Genomic DNA, 17,423 nt, shown 5'->3' with positions numbered 1-17,423 from the left:
ATGTTCGTGGCTGAGATCGCTATCGTGGTCCTAGAGCGCAACCGGCGGCGCTATCTCGAGATGGTTCTCTCGGCATTGTGCCGGCAGGACATTCCGCTGAGTCGATTTCGTGTGATCGTTGTCGATAACGGCAGTTCGGAACCATTGTTGCCCGTGGTCGAGTCGTTCGGGTCGAAGCTGGAGATCGGCTGCATCAGGATCGACAAGGCGATCTCTCGTGCGGCCGCGCGTAACCGGGGGCTGGCCGAGGTGGTCGAGTCGAATGTTCTCCTCCTGGACGGGGATACCCTGCCGGACGGCGACTTGGTGCGCCGGCACTTATCTGTGCTGGCCGACGAAGGTGTCGTGGCAAGCCTCGGGGCGCGGCGGGAGCATCGACCGGGGACGCTGCATACCCAGCCCTTGCCTCCGGGCGCGTCTCTCACCTCTTTTGCCGCCTTGCATGACTGTGCGCAGCAGGACCTCCGGATTCCTGCCATCGAGCAGAGGGTTATTCGGGAGAACTTCGATCGCATCTGCTACTTCTTTTTCTATACGCATAACGTCGCCATTCGAAGGAGTACAGTTATTGCTTCGGGCGGGTTCAACGAAGACCTGACAGGGTGGGGTTTGGAGGACCTGGAGTTCGGATTTCGTGTCAGGGAACAACTGGCATCGGGGGAGTCGATTCGCTGGTCCCCGCAGGCTGGATCGGCACATATCCCGCATCTGCGTGATTTCGGTGCCAACCTGAGTGAATTGGTGACCAATCAGGTAACGCTGCTCCGTCACTACAAGTCGTTTCACTGGGAGGGGCACCGGACAGCTTCTCCCGACCTCGAATGTGTGAGGATCATCATGGCCGAACGGCTGGCTGAAGTCTTTGCGAAAAGAGCCGTCGTCGGCCGGGAGATGCCGGAGGTGGAACGTTGGGCGGGAGTGGAAGCGGGAAACTCGTTACTCCTCGGTGTGGGCACGATGTCGGGGTGGCATGGGATACCAGCCGCCTGCCGATCTTCGCTGGCCGACTGGCGTGACCGGTCGGTGTCGAGTTTCTGTGGAACTCAATTCCTCGCCGGGGACGGCTCCCTGTGCAATGTCGTGAACGTCGATGTCTGGCGTGCCTTGCCTTGGCATCATGTTTCCGAGATGCTGGCCGAGGCTATGCGGGTTTCCGAGTCGGCGATATTCGTTTCATCTTTGTCGTATGACAAGGACCTGGCCGGCATCGACCGTGACAGTGGTTCCGGGCCGCGCTTCGTGCAAGATGCTGATTTTCTTGCAAATGCTCTCAGTGATTTCGGCCTGGATTTCGACGTGTTCCGCTGTGCGGATGCGGCGGCGGTCCGGGTCTGGTCCCGGTGATTTGGCGTTGTTCGAAAGGGGAGGCAGTGCGTCTTAAAATCGCGATCGCTGGTGGCGCCGGGTTCGTCGGTATCAACCTGGCTGAAGTTGCTTCGGCTTCCGGTCACGATGTTGTCCTGGTTGACAAGGGTGATCGGCTGGGGAGATACGTGCGCAGCGGCATGGGTTCGAAGGTTTCGCTGGTTGAAGCCAATCTTGCCGCGGGTGACGGTGACGCATTGGCTGGAGCGGATGTCATTGTCAATCTGGCTGCACTCGCGCATGTCGACTATTCGATGCACTTCGGCGAGAAGGTGATGGCGAACAACATCTGCGTCCAGCGGACTGTCCTGGAGGTGGCGAACCGGAACCGTACGCCCGTACTTTTTACGTCCTCGATAGAGGTGTATGGAGGAAATAGCGGTCCTCTGTTCGTGGAGGAGTCACCGCGAGCGCCATTGTCGCCATATGGAGAGTCAAAGGTCTTTTGTGAGGACTTGATCCAGCTCTACCGGCAGAAGTATGCGGTGAAGGCTACGGTCGTCCGCCTTACCAATCTGTACGGACCGTGGCAGTCGCCGGATCGTATCATTCCGCGTATTATCGCCCAGTCGTACTCCAACGTCGAATCGTACGTCACCACGGGTCGCTTGCGAGACTTCCTCTACGTTGCCGATGCGGTATCTGCGATCCTCGGCCTGGTGGAAGCTGGGCTGCCGGAAGATTATTACAACGTTTCGACTGGTTGTGGCGTGAAGCTGGAAGAGGTTGTGGACCACATTGCCACCAGGATTCCGGGTTCTCGTTACCGTACGATCGACGAAAGTGATGGTGGAAGGGGCCCCAGCCTCGTCGCCTCGGCAGCCCGGTTGGAGAAGTTCCTCGGCTGGCGCCCCGCTACGGGACTCGGCGCCGGCTTGGAGGCAACGTTGGACTGGTACGGACGAAACCGAGACTGGTGGTCGCAATTCAGTGGCGTTGTTCATGCCGATCGGTCGGGTCCGGAGTTCCTCGTCGACTTCGCAGTACCCCTATGACCGACGTCCAGTCTCCCTGCTGTACTTCGCCGGCCGCGTCGAGCACTCCCGTCTCGCCGAGGATCTTGGCGACGAAAGCGGCCTTGTCGACCCGCTTCAAGTGGTGCTCGCAGTCTTCGGTGATCGTCAGCTCTGGCGGCAGCGCACCCCGCGGCGGCGGCCGCTGCAAGAGCCCGCGGGCAAGGCGGTGAGCGGCGATCGCATCCTGCGGGAACCGGTCGGTGTCGGCGGTGTCGCTTTCTGCGAGCGCGGCGAACGTACCGAGGGTTGTCAAGCCCAGGCGCCGCAGTGGCGTGACCACCTCGCCGGGCCCTGGACGGCCTGGCCAAGAGGCAAGAGTCGGTCCTTGAGCAAGCGATGAACGGAGACCCCGACGACGCCTTTACCAAGGCCCTCAGGGGGCGCTACAACGACCTCGAAACCCAACGTGCCGATCTGGCCGCGAAGCTCGCGGCCATCGACGATTCAGCCGGAGCCGAGCCGGACAAGCCGAGCGCCGACGCTCTCTCGATCCTCGACGCGCTGCCGTACCTGGCGGTGAACCTGGCGAAGGCGCCCGAGGACCTCCTGAGGACCCTCTTCGAGGTGGTTCAGCTCAGCGTCCAGGTCCACGACGAGGGCGAGCATGCGACAATGACGATCACCTTGCCCGCCGATCACGTCAGCGAGGTGGCGGGCACAGCAGAGAGGATTGGCGACCAGATGAACCCGCAAGGGACGCTCGACGGGCGTGCCGGTGGGGTTCTGGATCGTGCCCCCGGTGAGATTCGAACTCACACTGGACGGGTTTTGAATCCGTTGCCTCTGCCAGTTGGGCTACGGGGGCGTGACGTCGTGACTCTACGGGATCACCGGCACCCACCCGCCTCCGGGGCCCGCCACCGGGGAAGTGTCATGCCCGCCACTACGTGGTGAACGCCATCTCTGCTACTGGATCGTTCCCGGTAGGCTTCAGGTTCGCGGGCAGCCGCGAGACCCACCGTCCCGCCGAGTCTTTCAGGAGGACCCCGGTGACCGATCAGGCTACCGAGGCCAGCGTGCCGCAGCGTCGGGTGCTCGTCGCGGAAGACGAGGCTCTTATCCGGCTCGACCTCGTCGAAATGCTGCGGGAAGAGGGCTATGAAGTGGTCGGGGAGGCCGGGGATGGCGAACAGGCCATCTCGCTCGCCACCGACCTGAAGCCCGATCTCGTGATCCTCGACGTCAAGATGCCCAAGCTCGACGGCATCGAAGCCGCGGCCAAGATCACCGGTGACCGGATTGCGCCCGTGGTCATCCTCACCGCCTTCAGCCAGCGGGATCTCGTCGAACGCGCGCGGGATGCCGGCACCATGGCCTACCTCGTCAAGCCCTTCGCGAAGCGTGACCTCGTGCCCGCCATCGAGCTCGCCGTCAGCCGGTTCTCCGAGCTGCAGGCCCTCGAGGCCGAGGTTGCCGGGCTCACCGACCGGCTCGAGACGCGGAAGGTCATCGACCGCGCCAAGGGCCTGCTCATGTCCCGCCAAGGCCTCACCGAGCCCGATGCCTTCCGGTGGATCCAGCGCACCGCCATGGACCGGCGGACCACCATGAAGGCCGTCGCCGAGGCCGTCGTCGAGAGCATCGGGAGCTAGCCGGGAGCAGCGGCCGGCGGGCAGAATCACCCAGGTGAGACTCCTGCCGGTCGTTGTCGTCCTCGCACTCGCTGCAGGCTGCCAAACGGCCCAGCCCAGCACTCCCGCGGCGCCCACCACCTACGAGCTGCCGCCGCGGCAGGTGCGGCCCGACGAGACCGCCCTCAAGCTGCCGCCCGCCAAGAACGGTGACACCGAGTTCACCCTGATCGGCCTCGCCGCCGGGCTGCCCAGCATCACCGGGAGTCACACCGAGTTCGCCGCGAAGGGCCAGTTCGTGCGGCTGCGGCTCGTCGTGACCAACACCGGCACCTCCAGCGTCCTGTTCGACACCGGACGGCAGCTGCTCGTCGACGACCAGGGCGTCGCGCACCCGCCGGAAGAGCAGGCCGTGATCATCAAGCGCCAGCCTCGCCAGTTCGACCTCGGCCACGGCGTGCGCGTCGAGTTCGACCTCTACTGGGACATCCCCAAGGACCGGAAGCCGGTCACCCTCCGTGCCTTCGGCGGCCCCAGCATCACCGACATGAAGAACCTGACCGGCACCGACATCAAGCTATAAAAAGGGGCCCGGCCGAAAAGCAGCCGGGCCCCCTTGAAACACACTCAGACGCCCAGGTCGCCACCGAGGTAGGCGGCCCGGACCTGCGGGTCGTCCAGCAGGTCGGCCCCGCGGGCGCTCTTGACCACCTGACCGGTCTCGAGCACGTACGCGCGGTCGGACAGCTTCAGCGCCTGCTGGGCGTTCTGCTCGACCAGCAGCACCGTCGTGCCGCGCTTGTTGATCTCGCGGATGATGTCGAAGATCTGCGCGATCAGCATCGGCGCCAGGCCCATCGACGGCTCGTCGAGCAGCAGCACCTTCGGCTTCGTCATCAGCGCGCGGCCGATGGCGATCATCTGCTGCTCGCCACCGGACATCGTGCCGCCGAACTGCGTGCGGCGCTCGTTCAGCCGGGGGAACAGCTCGTAGACCTCGTCGAGGTCGGCGGTGAGGTCGTCCTTGCGGGTGTAGGCACCCATCAGGAGGTTCTCCTGCACCGTCATGCCGGGGAACACGCCCCGGCCTTCCGGCGACTGGCCGATCCCGAGCAGCACGCGCTTGTGCCCCGGGGTCTTCGAGATGTCCTGGCCGTTGAACAGGATCTTGCCGCTGGTGAGCGGCCGCAGCCCCGAGATCGTCTTGAGCGTCGTGGTCTTGCCAGCGCCGTTGGCCCCGATCAGCGACACGATCTCGCCCTCGTCGACCTGGATGCTCATGCCCTTGAGGGCCGCGATCTTGCCGTAGTGGACGTTGATGTCCTGGACGTCAAGAAGCATCTTCGGCCACCCCCAGGTACGCCTCGATCACCTTCTGGTTGGTCTGCACTTCCTGAGGGAGCCCTTCCGCGATCTTCTGCCCGAAGTCGAGCACGGCCAGCCGGTCGCTGATGTGCATGACCAGGCCCATGTCGTGTTCGATGAGCAGCACGGTCCGGCCGTCGTCCCTGATCTTGCGGATCAGGGTCTGCAGGGCGTTCTTCTCCGCCGGGTTCATGCCCGCCGCGGGCTCGTCGAGCAGCAGCAGCTTCGGGTCGGTGGCGAGCGCCCGCGCGATCTCCAGCCGGCGCTGGTCGCCGTAGGAGAGGTTCTTCGCGGTCTCGTGCTCCACCTTGCCGATGCCGACGAAGTCGAGCAGCTCACGCGCCCGCTCGCGGCCGCGCTTCTCCTCCTTGCGGTGCCACGGCAGGCCGAGCACCGCGCCGATCGCGCCGGTCTTGTGGTGCGCGTCCGCGCCCACCATGACGTTCTCGATCGCCGACATGTTGTGGAACAGCCGGATGTTCTGGAACGTCCGGGCGATGCCGCGCTTGGTGACCTGGAAGCGCTTCATCCCGTCGATGCGGTCGCCGTCGAAGCGCACCTGGCCCTCGGTCGGCTGGTAGACGCCGGTGACCACGTTGAACACCGTGGTCTTGCCGGCGCCGTTCGGGCCGATCAGGGCGAAGATCTCGCCTTCGTTGATGGAGACGTTCACTTCGCGCAGGGCGGTGACACCGCCGAAGCGCATCGTGATGTTGTCGAACTCGAGCAAGGGACTCACTTGGCCACCTCCGCCGGGGCTTCGGTGCCCGGTCCGGCCACTTCGCCACCGAGCGAGCCCATGCCGCCGGTGCCTTCCCGCAGCTCGGCTTTTCGTTGTCGTGACGGCAGGATGCCTTCGGGTCGCAGCGCCATCATCAGCACCAGGACCGCGCCGAACAGCAGGATCCGGAACTCCGCCGGGTCCCGGTCGCCGAGCAGGTGCTTCAGCCACTCGACGGACCGGAGGCGCTCGGGGATCCAGGCCACCAGGAAGGCGCCGAGGATGACGCCCGGCAGGTTGCCCGCGCCGCCCAGCACGACCGCGGCGAGGATCGTCGCGGACAGGATGAACGGGAAGTTGTCCGGAGCGATGAACACGGCCTTGCTGGCGTAGATGCCGCCCGCGAAGCCACCGATCATCGCGCCGATCGCGAAGGCGAGCAGCTTGAACTTGAACGTCGGCACGCCCATCAGCTCGGCGGCGTCCTCGTCCTCGCGGATCGCGGCCCACGCGCGCCCGACGCGGCTCTTCTGCAGCCGCACCGAGAACACGATCACCAGCACGATCGCGACCAGGATCAGGTAGTAGTACGGCGCCGGGTCGAGCAGGAACTCCATACCGAAGATCGGCGACGGGTGCGGGATGTTGGTGATGCCGCGGGCGCCGCCGATGCCGTCGGTGTTCTGCGCGACGATCCGGACGATCTCGCCGAACCCGAGCGTCACGATGGCGAGGTAGTCACCGCGCAGCCGCAGGGTCGGTGCGCCGAGGATGACACCCGACACCGCCGCGAGCACGATCCCGACCAGGATCGTGGGCCAGACGTTCCAGCCGAACTTCGTGCCGAAGATCGCCACCGTGTAGGCGCCGATCGCGAAGAACGCCACGAACCCGAGGTCCAGCATGCCGGCCAGGCCGACCACGATGTTCAGGCCGATCGCCAGCAGGATGTACGTCCCGATCGGGAAGATCAGGACGCTCGTCCAGTCCGAGGCGGGCGACATGAACGAGCCGATCCAGGGGGCCGGGAGGATCAGCGCGAACACGATCAACGCGATGTAGACGAGGTAGCGCTGCCACATCGGCGCGTGCTGCCACCACTCCCGCGCGCCGTTCACCGGTTGGAACGAGCGGCGAGTGTTTTCCTGGGTAGTCACACCGTCGCCTTTCATGCGCGAGCTCGCTGGAGGGATTCACCGAGGATGCCGGTGGGACGGAACATCAGCACGAGCACGAGGACCACGAACGCCGTGACGTCCTTCCACTCGGAGCCGAGGAAGATCGCGCTCCAGTTCTCGACCAGGCCGAGCACGATGCCGCCGAGGAGCGCGCCGCGCAGGTTGCCGATACCGCCGAGCACGGCCGCGGTGAACGCCTTGATCCCGAGCACGAACCCGACGCGGTAGCCGGTGTTCTCGAGTTCCATCAGGTAGAGCGCGGAGGCCACACCGGCCATCGCGCCACCCAGCAGGAAGGTGATCCGCACGATGCGGTCGATCGAGACGCCCATCAGCACGGCGGCCTCGGGGTCCTGGGCGGTGGCCCGGATGCCGCGGCCGATGCGGGTGCGCCGCACCAGCTGGTCCAGCACCACCATGACGAGGATCGCGCCGATGAAGACCAGGACCTGGTCGGTGCGGACGACGGCGTTGCCGACCGGGAACAGCGTGTCGCGGTCGACGAACCGCGGCGCGTTCTGCGGGACGCGGCCCGACTTGCCGAACACCTCGGGGATGATGATCAGGGCGAAGAGCTCCTGCAGGAAGATCGACGCGCCGATCGCGGAGATCAGGGCCGCGAGCTTCGACGAGCCGCGCTTGCGCAGCGGCCGGTAGGCGACCTGCTCCAGGACGACCGCGGAACCGCCGGAGACGACCGCGGAGGCGAGCATGAGGGCGAGCAGGAGCAGGATCATCGCGCCCAGGCCCACCACGATGTTGCCGGAGGTGGCGATGCTGGCCAGGATGAACAGGGACGTCATCGTCCCGATCATGAAGATTTCGGAGTGGGCGAAGTTGATCAGCCGCAGGACGCCGTAGACCATTGTGTAGCCGAGGGCGACGAGGGCGTAGATGGAGCCGAGAACCAGTCCGCCGATGGTGCTGCCGAGGAACTGGTCTTGCAGGGTCTGCAACATGACGTGAGCGCCTTACGAGACAGGGCGAGGACAGGGATATGGGCCGGGAGCGGGGGTGCTGTGGTGATCACAGAGCCCCCGCTCCCGTGCAGTGCTGTTCCCTGTTGCGTCAGCCGGTGATCTTGGCTTCGGTCGACGCGCCGAGGTTCTTGATGACGCCGCCGACGACCTGGTAGACGTTGATCGCGGCGGTCTCGGGCTCACCGTTCGCCTTGAACTTGATCTGCTTCGAGACGCCCTTGAAGTCCACGGTCTTCAGGAAGTTGTTGATCGTCTCGCCGGTGGTGTTGCCCGCCTTGACCGCGTTGATGATGGCGGTCGCGGCGTCGTAACCCTCGGTGGCGTAGATCGCCGGGGCGACGTTGAACTTGGCCTTGTACTTGGTGGCGAACTCGTCGGTGGTGCCGGCGTCCGGGATGTTGCACGGGCAGCCGATGACCGCGCCCTCGGCGGCCGGGGCACCCGCGGCCGAGACCAGCTGCGGGTCGAGCGAACCGTCACCGGTGGCGAAGATGGCCTTCACACCGCCGTCACGCAGCTGCTTGAGCAGCGGGCCGCCCTGCGCGTAGTAGCCACCGAAGGTGATGATGTCCGGGTTCGCGGCCTTGACCTTCTGCACGGTCGAGGAGTAGTCCGGCGCGTCCTTCGGGAACTTGTCGCGCTCGACCGTGACGCCCTTCTCCTTGAAGGTCTTCTCGAACGCGTCCGCGAGGCCGACGCTGTACTCCTGGTCGTCCGAGATGACGAACGCCTTCTTCGGCGACTTCGCCGTGATCAGGAAGTTCGCGATGGCGGGACCCTGGTCGTCGTCGTTCGCCACGACGCGGTGCCAGTACGACCAGTTGTTCTTCGCCAGGCCCGGGTTCGTCGCCGACGGCGAGACACTCGGGACCTTGTTCTGCTCGAGCTGGCCGCCGATGGCCTTCGACTCGCCGGAGAAGGCCGGGCCGATCAGCGCGGTGATCTTGTCCGAGCCGATCGCCGTGGTGATCAGCGAGGTCGCCTGGTCGGGCTTGCCCTGGCTGTCGTAGTTCTTCAGCTCGAGCTTGACCTTGGGGTTCGTGGCGTTGTACTCGTCGATGGCGAGCTTCGCCCCGTTGTTGGGCGGGATCACGATCCCGGAGTTCTCACCGGTCAGGTCGCCCATGAACCCGATCTTCAGCGTGCTGCCGTCACCGCTGTTGCTGGACGAGCCGCCACCGGCGCAGCCCGCCAGCGCGAGCGACGTCGCCGCTGCGAGGGCGAGAACCCGTCCAAAACGCACTCCTGACACCGACTACCTCCCATGACCAACCAGCCGCCGGTAGGCGTTGCCCCCGACACAGGGGCTAGGTTAGGGCAGGAAGATATCCCTCTCGGCCGTCTTGTGCACAGGCAGCCTCACTACTCTGTGTCCACATCGTGACGATCGCAACCGACACGAATTGCACGAAAAGGCGAACAAAGTTTCCCGACGGCCCGCCGCTGGTCACGCAGCGATGCTAAGTATCGGAGCTCGTTCTGCGAATGGGTGACAGCCGTGTTTCACCGGTATGTCATCGCCCATTTCGGCGACCGGAGCGTGGCCCCTTTCCCGGTGACCCGCTGTTCACCCTGACGAGGTCGTGGCGGTGCGGGCACCGCCGTAGGGATGCACCTTACGTCCGGTTCGGGCGGCCGAACGGACCACCCCCTTCTGACAGGTCTGCCCGAAAGGCCGCGCGGGCGGGGCCGGTCACCACAACCAACGGTTGTCGTGGCCGCCGGAACGGCTGTTGGACCCGTCCCCCTCCCCGGCTGTTGGCTGGAGACCACCGAGAAGACAAGGGAGAGACGGATGAGCGAGCTGATCGAGGGCGTCGCGGCGGGCGTGCCGTTCGTGGCTGCGGCGCCGGCGGACCCGGCCGCACCGGCCGCGCTGCTGGCGGGCTGGCACCTGATGGACGAGCCGTCGAGCGAACAGGCGATGGCGGCGGCCGTCCCGATGGCGGGCCTGCAGGCGTGGCGGGTGTACCTCGGGCTGCCGCTGTCCGGGGCGCGGCTGCCCGATGGCGGTCCCGAAGAGGTCTTCCGGCGGGCGAGCGAGGACGCCGTCCTCAACATCTTCGAGCCGGTGACGGCGCAGGCCGCGGACGAGTTCCCGGCCGCGCTGGCCGAGCTGCGCGACCGGCTGCCGGGCGCGACCGGGCCGCTCGGGGTGTTCGGCGGTTCGGCAGGCGCGATCGTGGCGCTGGAGGTGCTGGCGCGCGGCGACGCGGCGATCGCGGCCGCCGCGGTGGCCAGCCCGGTCGTCCAGCTCGCGCCGATGATCGCCGCCAACGAACGGCGGTTCGGCGTGACCTACTCGTGGACCGAGCGGTCCCGCGCGGTCGCCGCGCGCCACGACTACGTGGACCGGGCCGCCGAGCTGACCGCGCCGCTGCTGCTCGTCACCGGCGCCGACGACGACATCGCCGTGCGCGAGCCCGCGGCGGCGCTGCACGCGAAGGTGGGCGGCGAGCTGGTGACGGTCGAGGGCATGGCGCACGACTTCCCGCCGGGGTCGGCGGGCGCGGCCGGCGTCGACGCGGCGTTCAGCGCGTGGTTCTCGCGGCGGTGGCGAGGCTGACGTCGCCGGCCGGCAGCCAGGCGTGCTCGGGGTCGTAGGCGCACCAGTCCTCGTCACGGCTGGTGCGCCCGGCCAGCGCCAGCAGCCGGCGCAGCGCCGGGCTCGCCTTGCCGCGCCGCCAGACCAGCGACCACGGGAACAGCGGGGACGGCTCGAACGGCAGCACCTTCAGGTTCAGATCGGGCGCCAGTTCCATGTCGGCGCCGGCCAGGGTGACGCGCCGCTTGCCGTACCGCGTCTGCTCGAGGGTGTGCCGCAGGTCGTAGCTGACGCCGGAGTCGTCGATCGGCAGGCCGAACTCCTCGCACAGCTCCCGCAGGTAGGACAGCCATTCCGCGGGACCCCCCAGCCCGGGCAGCCAGATCCCGTCGGCACGCAGCTCGTCGAGGCGTATAACGTCCTGCACGGCGAGGGGGTGCTCCGGCGCGAGCAGGGCGACCAGCGGTTCGAGCCGGACCGGCCGGTGCTCCAGCTCGTCCGGCAGCGGCCGCCCGCAGCCGGACACCCGGCCGAAGGCGGCGTCGAGCTCCCCGGACAGCAGCGGGTCGATCGCGTTCGCGAACCCGCGGCCGGCGACGCGGTCGATGCGCAGGCCCGGCTCGTGCGCGGCGAGCCGGCGCAGCAGCGACATGGGGGCGAGGCGGTGGTCGACCAGGTCGAGGCGCAGCGGCCGGTCGTCGGCGCCCATCGCGGCCACCGCCGCGTCGGCCACCCGGACCAGCTCGCGCGCGTGCGGCAGGAACCGTTCGCCGTCGGCGGTCAGCTCCACCGAGCGGGGCGTGCGCAGGAACAACGGCACCGAGAGCGCGTCTTCGAGCTTCCGGATCCGCTTCGACAACGCCTGCTGAGTGAGGAACAGCGCCTGGGCGGCCCGCCCGAAGTGCCGGTGCTCCGCGGTCACCACGAACGCCCGGACCTGGGCGACGTCGAGGTCCACGGGGGCTCAGGCGCCCGGCGGCCGGTCCCGGACGACGCAGGTGAGCCGCGCGGTGCAGGTGCGGCGGCCCTCGTCGTCGGTCAGCACGATCTCCGCGGTGATCGTGCCGCGGCCGATGTGCAGCGGCGTCGCCACCCCGGTCACCTTGCCCGAGCGCACGGCCCGGTGGTGCGTGCAGGACAGCTCCAGGCCCATCGCCGCCCGGCCGGGGCCGGCGTTGAGCGCCGCGACCGTCGAGCCCAGCGCTTCGGCGAGCACGGCGTTCGCGCCGCCGTGCAGCAGGCCGTACGGCTGGAGGTTGCCCTCGACCGGCATCGTGCCGATCACGCGCTCGGGGGTCGCTTCGATCAGCTGCATGCCGATCTTGTCGTTCAGTTGCTGGTCGGCCGCCGCCGGGTCGATGCCGGCCAACCGGTCCACGTCGATGGGGACGGCACCGTCGGTCACGCAAAGCTCCTCTTCCTATGCGACACGTAAGAGTGTCGGACCCTCAGCCTAGACTCGGCCCCGTGAGCCCGAGTGAGAAGACGACCGTTGCCAACGCCACAGGAACCACCGCCACCGCCGAGCGGCCGAAGCTGCTGCTGATCGACGGTCATTCCATGGCCTACCGCGCGTTCTTCGCCCTGCCCGCGGAGAACTTCAAGACGAAGACCGGCCAGGTCACGAACGCGGTCTTCGGCTTCACCTCGATGCTCATCAACCTCCTGCGCGACGAAGCGCCGACCCACCTCGCGGTGGCGTTCGACCTCTCGCGCAAGACCTTCCGCTCGGAGACGTACGCCGAGTACAAGGCCAACCGCAGCACCACGCCGGACGAGTTCCGCGGCCAGGTCGACCTGGTCAAGGACGTGCTGCGGGTGCTCGGCATCCCGTCACTGGTGAAGGAGAACTTCGAAGCCGACGACATTATCGCCACGCTCACCACGCAGGCGACGGCGGACGGCTTCGACGTCCTCATCTGTACCGGCGACCGCGACGCGCTGCAGCTGGTCACCGAGCACGTCACCGTGCTGTACCCGAAGCGCGGCGTCTCGGAGATGACCCGGTTCACCCCGGACGCCGTCGAGGAGAAGTACGGGCTCACCCCGCAGCAGTACCCGGACTTCGCCGCGCTGCGCGGCGACCCTTCGGACAACCTGCCGAGCATCCCGGGCGTCGGCGAGAAGACCGCGGCCAAGTGGATCAAGCAGTTCGGCTCGCTCGACGACCTCGTCGACCGCGTCGACGAGGTCAAGGGCAAGGTCGGGGACGCGCTGCGGGCGCACCTGTCCTCGGTGCAGCTCAACCGGCAGCTCACCCAGCTGATCCGCGACGTCGAGCTGGAGGTCGCGCCGTCCGGGCTCGAGCTGCGCCCGTGGGACCGCGAAGCGGTGCACGCGCTGTTCGACGAGCTCGAGTTCCGCGTCCTGCGCGACAGGCTGTTCGCGACGCTGCAGAGCGCCGAGCCGGAGGCCGACGAAGGCTTCGAGGTCTCCGGGGCCGCGCTGGCACCCGGCGCGCTGGGCGCGTGGCTGACCGCGCACGCGGGCCCGGGCGAGCCGGTGGCCCTGTCCTTCCGCACCGTGGGCACCTCGGTCCGGTCCGACCTGCGCGCGGTCGCCTTCGCGGCGGCCGACGGCGAAGGCGCGTACGTCGACGTCACGGCGATGGACCAGGCCGACGACGCCGCGCTCGCCGCGTGGCTCGCCGACCCGAAGATCCGCAAGACCGGCCACGACCTCAAGGTTCCGCTGCACGCGATCCGCGCCCGCGGCTGGGCCGTCGCCGGGCTCGCCATGGACACCGCGCTCGCCGCGTACCTGGTCCGCCCCGGGCAGCGCACGTTCGAGCTCGACGACCTCGCCCTGCGCTACCTGCACCGCGAGCTGCGCTCGGAAACCGACGGCGGCGACGGGCAGCTGTCCCTGCTCGACGGCGGCGCGGAAGGCCTGGAACAGAAAGAGATCCAGGAGGAGCTGGTAAAAGCCCGCGCGATCTTCGAGCTGGCCGGCGCGCTCGAGAAGGAACTCGGGGAGATCGGCGGCGCGAAGCTGCTCGCCGAACTCGAGCTGCCGCTGCTGGAGGTCATCACCGAGCTGGAGATCGCCGGCGTCGCCGTCGACCTCGAACAGCTCACCTCGCTGGAGGCGCATTACCTTTCGCGCGTCACGCAGGCCGCCGAAGAGGCGTACGCGGTGATCGGCAAGCAGATCAACCTCGGCTCCCCGAAGCAGCTTCAGGTCGTGCTGTTCGACGAGCTCGGCATGCCGAAGACCAAGCGCACCAAGACCGGCTACACCACCGACGCCGAGGCGCTGCAGGGCCTGTTCGAGAAGACCGAGCACCCGTTCCTGCAGCACATGCTGGAGCACCGGGACGCGACGAAGCTCCGCACCACGGTCGAGGGCCTGATCAAGTCCGTCGCCGACGACGGCCGCATCCACACCACGCTGCTGCAGACGATCGCCGCCACCGGCCGGCTGTCCTCGACCGAGCCGAACCTGCAGAACATCCCGGTCCGCACCGAAGAGGGCCGCCGCATCCGCGACGCCTTCGTCGTCGGCGAGGGCTACACCGAGCTGATGACCGCGGACTACAGCCAGATCGAAATGCGGATCATGGCGCACCTCTCGAAGGACGAGGGGCTCATCGAGGCGTTCAACAGCGGCGAGGACCTGCACACGTTCGTCGCGTCGCGGGCGTTCTCGATGCCGCCGGAGGAGATCACGCCCGAACTGCGCTACCGCGTCAAGGCGATGTCGTACGGCCTGGCGTACGGGCTGTCGGCGTACGGGCTCTCCCAGCAGCTCCGGATTTCCACCGAGGAAGCCAAGGAGCAGATGGAGGCGTACTTCGCCCGCTTCGGCGGCATCAGCGACTACCTCCACTCGGTGGTCGGCGAAGCGGCGAAGTGCGGGTACACGGAGACGATCTTCGGCCGCCGCCGCTACCTGCCCGACCTCAACAGCGACAACCGCCAGCGTCGCGAGATGGCCGAGCGGATGGCGCTCAACGCCCCGATCCAGGGCAGCGCGGCCGACATCATCAAGGTCGCGATGCTCAACGTCCACCGCGCGCTGGTCGAGGCGAAGCTGAAGAGCCGGATCCTGCTGCAGGTCCACGACGAACTGGTGCTCGAAGTCGCGGACGGGGAGAAGGAACAGCTGGAGAAGCTGGTGCGCGACGGCATGGGCTCGGCGTACGCCCTGGCCGTGCCGCTCGAGGTGTCGGTCGGCTACGGCCGGTCGTGGAACGAAGCCGCGCACTAGGTTCTGCTCACTCGGCGTCACGGCCCGGATCACCGGGTCGTGGCGCCGAAGTACTCGGGCGGACGTCGTCGGGCGTCACCCGCCGCGACGATGCTGGGCGCCATGGCCAGTGACTTCCAGCGGCGCAAGATCTCCGGCGTCTTCGGCGCCATGGACGCCGACGGCGACGGGTTCCTGACGGAGGCCGACTTCGGCGCGCTCACCGCGCGGTGGCTCGACCTCCGCGGCACCGACGCGGGCACGCCGGCGGGGGAGAAGCTCGCCGCGATCATGATGGGCTGGTGGGGCACCCTCGACGACGCCGCCGGCCGCGGCGGCAAGGTCGGTCTCGACCAGGTGCTCGAGGTCGTCGACGTGCTCCCGGCGATGCCGGAGGCCGTCACCGGCACGGCGGAGGCGATGTTCGAAGCCGTCGACGAAAACGGCGACGGCGTCATCTCCGCCGCCGAGTACGACCGCATGATCGCGGCCTGGAACGGCGTCGGCACGCCGTCCGGCGACGTCTTCGCCCTCCTCGACTCCGACGGCGACGGCCGCCTGTCCCGCGAGGAGTTCACCCGGCACTGGTTCGAGTTCTGGGCAGGCGACGACCCGGCCGCACCGGGCAGCAGTGTGTTCGGCCGCTTCTGAACGCGCGTTGTGCCGAACGGAGGACTCCGTTCGGGTGAGCCGTTACCCCTGGGTAGGGAGGTCGGCGGCGGCGCGCGGCGATCACGGCGTAGGGTCCGCCGAATGGGGTTCGAGCGTGAGCGACGACGCTGGCGGGTCCGGTTGCACGACGAACTCGGCCGGGTGTGCGGGGCGGGCACGGTACTGGACGAGTACCACGTGCTCACGAGCGCGCACGTCGTCGAGACCGCCGGTGGCCCGCGAGCCGCGCTGAGCGTCGACTTCGTCGGCTTGGCCGAGGCGCTGCCCGGCGCCGCGACCGTCGTCGAAGGCTGCTGGGTGCCCTCCGACGGCGGCGGGCACGGCGATCTCGCGCTGCTGCGCCTGGAACGCCCGGAGTCGCGCGTGTTCCGTGCCCCGCTGCACCGCATGCCGCTGGGCGAGCACCAGCTCGTCCGCGTGTTCGGGTTCCCGCCGGGCTCGGTCGGCCGCTGGACGCACGCCCGGCTCGGCGGCCCGGAACAGACCGGCGGCGAGTGGGTCCGCCTCTTCCGCACGGCCGAAGCCGAGCCGCTCGGCCCCGGGTTCGGCGGCACGGCGGTGATCGACGAGGCGACCGGTCACGTCGTCGGCATGGTCGTCGGCAAGGACACCGGCACCTGGATGGTGCCGGTCGAGACGATGCTCGGGCACCTGCCCCAGCTGAGCATCTGGACGTCCGGCAGCCCGGCCGTCGACGCGAGCTTCTCGCGCCCGGTCGGCGAGGCCGTCGACGTGTCGTTCGTGCAGCGCGTCGCCGACTGGTTCGCCAAGGCCGAGCCGGGCACGGTCTGGGTGGTGGACACCGGCGAGGCAGGCTCACCGGTGGCGGCTGCGTTGCGGTTCGGGATCGTGCTCGCCGACCGGGAACGTTCCCTCGGCGTCCCCGGCCTGCCGCCGGCGTTCGGCCAGATGCCCCCGGCGGGCAGCGTCGACCTGGCGGTGGACGCGACCGGCCGCACGGCGGACGCGGTCCGCCACCGCATCGCCGACCGGCTCACCACCGGTGTCGCGGGCCGCACCCTGGTCGTCGACGCGATCGACGACTCGGCGGAGCCCGACCGGCTGGTCGGCGAAGTGCTGGCGCCGCTGGCCGGCCGCGCGGCCGAGCTGGGTTTGCGTCTGCTGCTGGGCTTCCGGGAGGAATCGTCCCCGGGGGTGGCGGCGGTCCGCGCGAGCACGGGCCAGGCCCGCCCGGCCCCGGACGACCTCGCCGGGCGCCTGGAGGTCCTCACCCAGGCGGTGGCGGAGCTGGCGGAGATCGAGGCGTACCAGCTGCGCGTGGCCACGCGCTTCACGGGCGTCGCGATGTTGCCGGCCCGGGCACAGCGGCTCAAGGGAGCGCTGAAGCAGCTCCGGTCGGCCGAGGTGGACGGCGACGCGGAGTGGGTCGAGCGCCACATCGACAGCCACGAGCACGCGGTGGCCCCGGCCGTGGAGGACGGTCGCCGCCAGCGCGCAGTCCTCGACGGGTTGGTGGCCCGCCGCGAGGAGCTGAGGGCCCGGCTGGCAGGCGACCACGAGCTGGCCCGCGAGCACGGGCTGGCGGGCGACCCGGAGATCGAGCAGGCGTACATCCCGGCGAGAAGGCTGCTGATAGACGGCCCCTGCGAGCTGACGGCGGCGGCCACAGCGGTCGACACCTACGCGGCGGCGGTCCGCGCGAGGATCGAGGACCGCGGCTGAGCCGGGTGTGGACAACCGCGGCCGATCCGCGTTCCGGGCGCCGAAAACGTCGGTGCCAGGCGGTAGCGTGGAAACCGGGGGGCGCCCTTAGGGCCGGCTGGTCGGGTCGGACAACGAGGCGAAGGCGGCGAGGAAGAAC

Annotated in this window: 16 protein-coding genes and 1 tRNA gene; 8 read left to right on the top strand and 9 right to left on the bottom strand. The window is 68.4% G+C overall.

From position 1 onward, the window contains the following. The first annotated feature begins 6 nt into the window (after nucleotides 1–6). A complete protein-coding gene (locus BLW76_RS34165) occupies nucleotides 7–1,344 on the top strand; it encodes a glycosyltransferase family 2 protein (RefSeq protein ID WP_167384824.1) in 1,338 nt (445 codons plus the stop codon). A gap of 26 nt (nucleotides 1,345–1,370) precedes the next feature. Further along, the gene (locus tag BLW76_RS34160; protein ID WP_167384823.1) at nucleotides 1,371–2,360 is read left to right on the top strand and encodes an NAD-dependent epimerase/dehydratase family protein; all 990 of its coding nucleotides are present in this window, start codon (nucleotides 1,371–1,373) and stop codon (nucleotides 2,358–2,360) included. Here the strand turns inward: BLW76_RS34160 and BLW76_RS48070 are convergent. Continuing rightward, nucleotides 2,293–2,661, bottom strand: a complete 369-nt coding sequence (locus BLW76_RS48070) for a hypothetical protein (RefSeq protein WP_143060735.1) — start codon at nucleotides 2,659–2,661, stop codon at nucleotides 2,293–2,295. The genes BLW76_RS34160 and BLW76_RS48070 overlap by 68 nt on opposite strands. Before the next feature lie 451 nt (nucleotides 2,662–3,112). Next, nucleotides 3,113–3,186: transfer RNA gene (locus BLW76_RS34155), tRNA-Leu, on the bottom strand. Nucleotides 3,187–3,370: 184 nt separating this feature from the next. On the opposite strand from BLW76_RS34155, the gene BLW76_RS34150 reads away from it, so the two are divergent. Continuing rightward, nucleotides 3,371–3,973: an ANTAR domain-containing response regulator gene (locus BLW76_RS34150; RefSeq protein ID WP_091315299.1), complete on the top strand. Its 603-nt coding sequence runs from the start codon at nucleotides 3,371–3,373 to the stop codon at nucleotides 3,971–3,973. Between the two features lie 25 nt (nucleotides 3,974–3,998). Then, complete coding sequence (locus tag BLW76_RS34145) at nucleotides 3,999–4,535, top strand: DUF4352 domain-containing protein (protein WP_091315296.1); 537 nt, start codon at nucleotides 3,999–4,001, stop codon at nucleotides 4,533–4,535. A gap of 44 nt (nucleotides 4,536–4,579) precedes the next feature. Here the strand turns inward: BLW76_RS34145 and BLW76_RS34140 are convergent, their stop codons facing one another. The 5 genes from BLW76_RS34140 to BLW76_RS34120 all read right to left on the bottom strand — a co-directional run bounded on the left by BLW76_RS34140 (nucleotide 4,580) and on the right by BLW76_RS34120 (nucleotide 9,439). Continuing rightward, nucleotides 4,580–5,293, bottom strand: coding sequence for an ABC transporter ATP-binding protein (locus tag BLW76_RS34140; RefSeq protein WP_091315295.1), 714 nt, complete (start codon nucleotides 5,291–5,293; stop codon nucleotides 4,580–4,582). Further along, on the bottom strand, nucleotides 5,283–6,056 hold the full coding sequence (locus BLW76_RS34135; protein ID WP_091315292.1) for an ABC transporter ATP-binding protein: 774 nt from the start codon (nucleotides 6,054–6,056) through the stop codon (nucleotides 5,283–5,285). Before BLW76_RS34135 ends, BLW76_RS34140 begins: the two co-directional genes overlap by 11 nt. After that, nucleotides 6,053–7,210, bottom strand: a complete 1,158-nt coding sequence (locus BLW76_RS34130) for a branched-chain amino acid ABC transporter permease (protein WP_091315290.1) — start codon at nucleotides 7,208–7,210, stop codon at nucleotides 6,053–6,055. Before BLW76_RS34130 ends, BLW76_RS34135 begins: the two co-directional genes overlap by 4 nt. Further along, nucleotides 7,207–8,175: a branched-chain amino acid ABC transporter permease gene (locus BLW76_RS34125; protein WP_091315288.1), complete on the bottom strand. Its 969-nt coding sequence runs from the start codon at nucleotides 8,173–8,175 to the stop codon at nucleotides 7,207–7,209. Before BLW76_RS34125 ends, BLW76_RS34130 begins: the two co-directional genes overlap by 4 nt. Nucleotides 8,176–8,284: 109 nt before the next feature. Then, nucleotides 8,285–9,439 (bottom strand): branched-chain amino acid ABC transporter substrate-binding protein, encoded by a 1,155-nt coding sequence (locus BLW76_RS34120; protein WP_091315286.1) that lies wholly within the window; start codon nucleotides 9,437–9,439, stop codon nucleotides 8,285–8,287. Nucleotides 9,440–9,991: 552 nt separating this feature from the next. Between BLW76_RS34120 and BLW76_RS34115 the strand changes: the two genes are divergently transcribed. Continuing rightward, nucleotides 9,992–10,762: an alpha/beta hydrolase family protein gene (locus tag BLW76_RS34115; RefSeq protein WP_091315284.1), complete on the top strand. Its 771-nt coding sequence runs from the start codon at nucleotides 9,992–9,994 to the stop codon at nucleotides 10,760–10,762. On the opposite strand, the gene BLW76_RS34110 is transcribed toward BLW76_RS34115, so the two are convergent. Continuing rightward, nucleotides 10,728–11,699 (bottom strand): LysR family transcriptional regulator, encoded by a 972-nt coding sequence (locus tag BLW76_RS34110; RefSeq protein WP_091315281.1) that lies wholly within the window; start codon nucleotides 11,697–11,699, stop codon nucleotides 10,728–10,730. The two genes, BLW76_RS34115 and BLW76_RS34110, sit on opposite strands and share 35 nt — an antisense overlap. Before the next feature lie 6 nt (nucleotides 11,700–11,705). Continuing rightward, nucleotides 11,706–12,146: a PaaI family thioesterase gene (locus tag BLW76_RS34105; RefSeq protein WP_091315279.1), complete on the bottom strand. Its 441-nt coding sequence runs from the start codon at nucleotides 12,144–12,146 to the stop codon at nucleotides 11,706–11,708. Nucleotides 12,147–12,208: 62 nt separating this feature from the next. Between BLW76_RS34105 and polA the strand changes: the two genes are divergently transcribed. From polA to BLW76_RS34090, 3 genes are all read left to right on the top strand, one after another. Then, nucleotides 12,209–14,950: a DNA polymerase I gene (gene polA, locus BLW76_RS34100; RefSeq protein WP_091315277.1), complete on the top strand. Its 2,742-nt coding sequence runs from the start codon at nucleotides 12,209–12,211 to the stop codon at nucleotides 14,948–14,950. Nucleotides 14,951–15,052: 102 nt separating this feature from the next. After that, nucleotides 15,053–15,580, top strand: coding sequence for an EF-hand domain-containing protein (locus BLW76_RS34095; RefSeq protein WP_244170448.1), 528 nt, complete (start codon nucleotides 15,053–15,055; stop codon nucleotides 15,578–15,580). Nucleotides 15,581–15,682: 102 nt separating this feature from the next. After that, nucleotides 15,683–17,284: a S1 family peptidase gene (locus tag BLW76_RS34090; RefSeq protein ID WP_091315271.1), complete on the top strand. Its 1,602-nt coding sequence runs from the start codon at nucleotides 15,683–15,685 to the stop codon at nucleotides 17,282–17,284. Nucleotides 17,285–17,423 lie beyond the last annotated feature (139 nt).

The sequence above is a fragment of the Amycolatopsis tolypomycina genome (assembly GCF_900105945.1).
GTDB classification, from domain to species: Bacteria; Actinomycetota; Actinomycetes; order Mycobacteriales; family Pseudonocardiaceae; genus Amycolatopsis; species Amycolatopsis tolypomycina.
Note: the sequence above shows the minus strand (reverse complement) of the source record. Positions and strands in the feature narration are given on the sequence as shown.

Excerpts from the sequence above, each read along its gene's own strand:
- BLW76_RS34090 (WP_091315271.1), top strand. The coding sequence starts at position 15,683 with ATGGGGTTCGAGCGTGAGCGACGACGCTGGCGGGTCCGGTTGCACGAC.
- BLW76_RS34095 (WP_244170448.1), top strand. The coding sequence starts at position 15,053 with ATGGCCAGTGACTTCCAGCGGCGCAAGATCTCCGGCGTCTTCGGCGCC.
- BLW76_RS34115 (WP_091315284.1), top strand. The coding sequence starts at position 9,992 with ATGAGCGAGCTGATCGAGGGCGTCGCGGCGGGCGTGCCGTTCGTGGCT.
- BLW76_RS34130 (WP_091315290.1), bottom strand. The coding sequence starts at position 7,210 with ATGAAAGGCGACGGTGTGACTACCCAGGAAAACACTCGCCGCTCGTTC.
- BLW76_RS34125 (WP_091315288.1), bottom strand. The coding sequence starts at position 8,175 with ATGTTGCAGACCCTGCAAGACCAGTTCCTCGGCAGCACCATCGGCGGA.
- BLW76_RS34140 (WP_091315295.1), bottom strand. The coding sequence starts at position 5,293 with ATGCTTCTTGACGTCCAGGACATCAACGTCCACTACGGCAAGATCGCG.